General features: G+C 67.4%; 5 protein-coding genes. 3 read left to right on the top strand and 2 right to left on the bottom strand.

The window, feature by feature from the left end:
- Nucleotides 1-885, top strand: an 885-nt coding sequence (gene folP / locus VF662_RS00385) for a dihydropteroate synthase (RefSeq protein ID WP_464136355.1), incomplete at its 5' end; no start/stop codon positions are given.
- Here the strand turns inward: folP and VF662_RS00390 are convergent.
- A complete protein-coding gene (locus tag VF662_RS00390) occupies nucleotides 882-2,240 on the bottom strand; it encodes a sensor histidine kinase (RefSeq protein ID WP_464136357.1) in 1,359 nt (452 codons plus the stop codon). The genes folP and VF662_RS00390 overlap by 4 nt on opposite strands.
- 118 nt (nucleotides 2,241-2,358) lie before the next feature.
- On the opposite strand from VF662_RS00390, the gene VF662_RS00395 reads away from it, so the two are divergent.
- Nucleotides 2,359-2,667, top strand: a complete 309-nt coding sequence (locus tag VF662_RS00395) for a hypothetical protein (protein WP_464136358.1) — start codon at nucleotides 2,359-2,361, stop codon at nucleotides 2,665-2,667.
- Here the strand turns inward: VF662_RS00395 and VF662_RS00400 are convergent.
- The gene (locus VF662_RS00400) at nucleotides 2,664-2,963 is read right to left on the bottom strand and encodes a hypothetical protein (RefSeq protein WP_464136360.1); all 300 of its coding nucleotides are present in this window, start codon (nucleotides 2,961-2,963) and stop codon (nucleotides 2,664-2,666) included. The genes VF662_RS00395 and VF662_RS00400 overlap by 4 nt on opposite strands.
- 159 nt (nucleotides 2,964-3,122) lie before the next feature.
- On the opposite strand from VF662_RS00400, the gene VF662_RS00405 reads away from it, so the two are divergent.
- Nucleotides 3,123-4,049 (top strand): ATP-grasp domain-containing protein, encoded by a 927-nt coding sequence (locus VF662_RS00405; RefSeq protein WP_464136361.1) that lies wholly within the window; start codon nucleotides 3,123-3,125, stop codon nucleotides 4,047-4,049.
- The last annotated feature ends 85 nt before the right edge of the window (nucleotides 4,050-4,134 follow it).

A 4,134-nucleotide genomic window follows, 5' to 3' on the forward strand; every position in this document is an offset into this window, starting at 1 on the left:
GAAGCGATCTGGAAAAGGCTGACGGCGCCCCGGCCTGCCCTGGAAGTGGGGCAGCGGACGCTGCGGATGGACCAGCCGCAGGTGGTGGGCATCGTCAACGTCACTCCGGACAGCTTCTCCGACGGCGGCAGGCATGAGGATGCCGCCGTCGCCGCGGAAGCCGGACATGAAATGTCGGCCGTCGGAGCAGCGATGATCGATGTCGGCGGGGAATCGACGCGGCCCGGAGCGAAGCCGCTGTGGGAAGAGGATGAGGCGAAGCGGGTGCTCCCGGTGGTCGAGCAGCTTGCCCGCGCCGGAACTGCCGTCTCGATCGATACGCGCAAGGCTTCGGTGATGGAGCGCGCGCTTGCCGCCGGCGCGGGGCTCGTCAACGACGTGTCGGCGCTGACGTTCGACGAACGCTCGGCGGGTGTGGTCGCGGGGGCGGCTTGCCCGGTGGTGCTGATGCACCATCAGGGCAGCCCCGAGACGATGCAGCAGGCGCCGCATTACGATCGCGCTGTGCTCCTGGAAGTCTATGACTGGCTGGAGGCACGGATCGAAGCGGCGACGGCGGCGGGGATCGACCGTGCCGGAATCATCGTCGATCCCGGCATCGGGTTCGGGAAGACGGTGCAGCACAATCTGCAGCTGATGAACGGGCTTGCGCTTCTGCACGGCCTCGGCTGCCCGGTCATGATCGGCGCCAGCCGCAAGCGGATGATCGGTGCGCTGTCCGGAGAAGCGCCTGCCGACCAGCGGCTGGCGGGGTCGCTCGCGCTTGCCTTGAAGGCCGCCGATCAGGGCGTGCAGCTGCTCCGAGTCCATGACGTTCCCGAGACGGTGCAGGCGCTCCGCGTCTGGCGCGGCATGCGCGACGTTGCGCTGACGCCGAGCTTCTAGCCGGGATCGGGAAGCGGCGCGTCGATCGTGCAGACGACGCCGCCGGGCTCGAAGGCGAGCTTCACGTCGCCTTCGAGCTCGGCCGAGAGGGCACGCTCGATCATACGGCTGCCGAAGCCCCTCCGAGCCGGCGGCGTCACCGGCGGACCGCCGCTTTCCTGCCAGGTGAGCCGAAGCCGTCCGTCTTCGCGGCGCCAGCGAACGTCAACGCTGCCGCCGGGCGTCGAGAGCGCGCCATATTTGGCCGCGTTCGTGGCAAGCTCGTGGATTGCGATCGCCACCGCCACTGCCGCCTTGGGCGGGAGGAGAAGATCGGGCCCGTCGAGGTGGATGACGCCTTCCGGCTCGCTGTACGCCGAGATCGAGTTTCCGATGATCTCGCGGATCGGCGCGGCTTCCCATTTCTGAAGGTTGAGGACGTTGTGCGCAGCGGAGAGCGCGGCGAGCCGGCCCTCGAAGGCATGCCGACGATCGTCGGGGACCGTGGAGCCGGCGAAGGTCTGCTGGGCGATCGACTGGACGATTGCGAGCGTGTTCTTCACCCGGTGGTTAAGCTCGTTGATCAGCAGCTGCTGATGATCCTCGAAGCGCTTCCGCTCATCGATGCTGAAGAAGGTGCAGACGACGATGTCGGGCTCTCCATCGGAGCCGACCACCGGCTTCGCGCTGACCGAAAGGTGGGTGATGCGGCCGTCGGGCCGAAGATAGCGCATCTCCTCGTCCTCGGTCCGCTCGCCGTGGAGCACCGCACGGGCGGTCGGATATTCCTCTGCGCCATATGTACGCCCGTCGGGGTGAAGGCCGCCGAACCGCCCATATTCTGAGGCCGAGCCCGCTGCAGCGGGATGGCCGAGCAGTTCCTCCGACTTTCGGTTCGCGACGATGAGCTTGCCCGACGGCTTCCGGGCAAGGATGACTCCGACCGGCATCTGCTCCAACACGTTCCGCAAGCGCTCCTCGCTCTCCCGCACTGCGGCCGTCGCCTCCCGCTCGCGCCGGACCGCCGTGCGCATGGTCCCGATCACCAGCGCCAGCACCAGCGAGACGCAGAAGTAGAAAGCGAGCGCGATGGCGGTGCTCGGGTTCTCGACCGCAAAGGAGAAGCGCGGCGGGAGGAATAGGTACCAGCCCGCGGCTCCGCACAGGACGGCCGTCAATATTCCCGCGCGCCGGCCAAGGAAGAAGGCGGAGATGACGACCGCAGGGAAGAAGGTGATGAACTGGACGTTCCGGAGCTCGGCATCGAGCGACAGCCGGAGCAGCACAGCCGTGACCGTAAGCAGGACCGCGAGCCCGTAAGCGAGCGGCCCGTCCTCACGGACGGCGAGTGGGAGCCGTGGCGAGGCACGCTGCATGAAGCCTCCTATGCGCTGCACCGGCCAGTCCGCAAGGCCGGGTGCGCCGAGAGCGGAACCTCAGCCCTACCCGCGCCGTTGCACGCCCGAACCAATCCCAATCTCCGGAGAGAATGAAATGTCGAACATCCCCAGTTCCGCGATGCCCCACGCCAAATCGAGCGAAGGCGGCGGCGAAGGCAAGAGCGGCGGCGGCGAAGGCAAGAGCGGCGGCGGCGAGAAGAAGAGCGGCGGCGGCATCAAGAAGAGCGCTGGCAAGATCGCCGACACCGCGCGCGCCAATCCGAAGACGGCCGTTGCGGCCGGCGCTGCGGTGGTTGCGGGCGTGGTCGCGGCCGCGGTCGTTGGAACGCGTAAGCGCTCGGGCGGCGAAGGCGGCGGCAAGAAGTCCGGCGGCGGCAAGAGCTCGAAGAAGAGCGACGGCTAACCCGAGGGGGTGACCTCGGCCCCCTCCCGAAGCACCGACATATCAAGTGCGAGCAATGGCGCCGGGTCCGGAAGATCCGGCGCCAGCAACGCTGCTGATGCCGTGAGGCGAGGGTCTTTCGAGAGATCGGAGCGCCTGGGGCAGCCCTCCCCCTCGAAATCCGGCGCAAGGCATTGGTCGCCGGAGAAGAGTTCCGGATCCACGTCGAGCCGGGCCTGAACCTCGGGAGCAGCGGCGGCGAGCAAAGTCGCGGCGGGCACGGCGGCTGCAGCGGCTGCAAGTCCCTTCCACTTCATCGTGCCCCTCCGCCAATTCCGATTCGCTGCCGCTTCCGGCGGCGTCATGGTGGCAAATGTCGGCGGCACCCGGCGATTTTATTTGCGGCTCCGCCTTTCAATCCGTGCCGAAGCGGCACACATGCGCTCCGCCTCCGGGCGATGTGCAAAGGTTGTTGAATGAAGCCCGATGTGGCGGTGCTCTACGAGCATCCGAAATGGTTTGAGCCGCTGTTCGCGGCACTCGAGAAGAGGGGGGTGCGGTTCGAGGCAATCCGCCTTTCCGACCACATCTTCGATCCCGCGTCGGCGGACATCCCCGCGCCGGTGGTCCTGAGCCGGGTGGCGATGTCGAGCTTCCTTCGGGAAAGCGACCACGGCATCTTCTACGCCGAGGCTTTGCTTGCGCATTGGGCTGCGAACGGCGCCCGGGTGATGAACGGCGCGGACGTGATCGCGGTGGATTCCTCGAAGGCTCGGCAGCTTTCGCTGATCTCCAGCCTCGGCTTCGGCACCCCGAAGACGCGCGTGGTGCACCGCGCCGCGGACCTCGCCGCGGCCGCCGAGGGCTTCGATTATCCTTTGCTGGTGAAGGCGAATATCGGCGGCTCCGGCGCCGGGATCGTCCGCTATTCCAGCGCCGAGGAGCTGGCGCAGTCGGTAAAGGACCGAACCGTGCCCGACAGCGTCGACAAGGTGCTGCTGGTCCAGGATTATGTGCCCGCGCGCGGCGGATCGATCATCCGGATGGAGACGCTGGGCGGGCGCTTCCTCTATGCGATCGAAGTGGAGAGCGGCGGCGACAGCTTCGATCTCTGCCCCGCCGACGCCTGCGTCGCCCAGCCCGGCCGTGCCACGATCCGGATGGCGGCGGTCACTCCCGCGCCCGAGCTTATCGAAGCGGCGGAGCGGATCGCGCAGGCGGCGGGGCTGGATGTCGGCGGGGTCGAGGTGCTGATCGACGATCGCGACGGAACGCCGCTCTTTTACGACATCAACGGACTTTCGAATTTCGTCGCGGATCCGCTGAACGTGCTTGGCTGGGACCCGCACGAGCGCCTCGTCGACTATATCGAAGCGGCAATCGCACAGAAGGGATCGGAATGAGGTTCGGTTACTGGATGCCGGTGTTCGGCGGCTGGCTGCGCAACATCAGGGACGAGGGGATGGAGGCGAGCTGGGACTATGTCCG

Origin of the sequence: Allosphingosinicella sp. (genome assembly GCF_036387215.1) — a bacterium.
Classification (GTDB): domain Bacteria; phylum Pseudomonadota; class Alphaproteobacteria; order Sphingomonadales; family Sphingomonadaceae; genus Allosphingosinicella.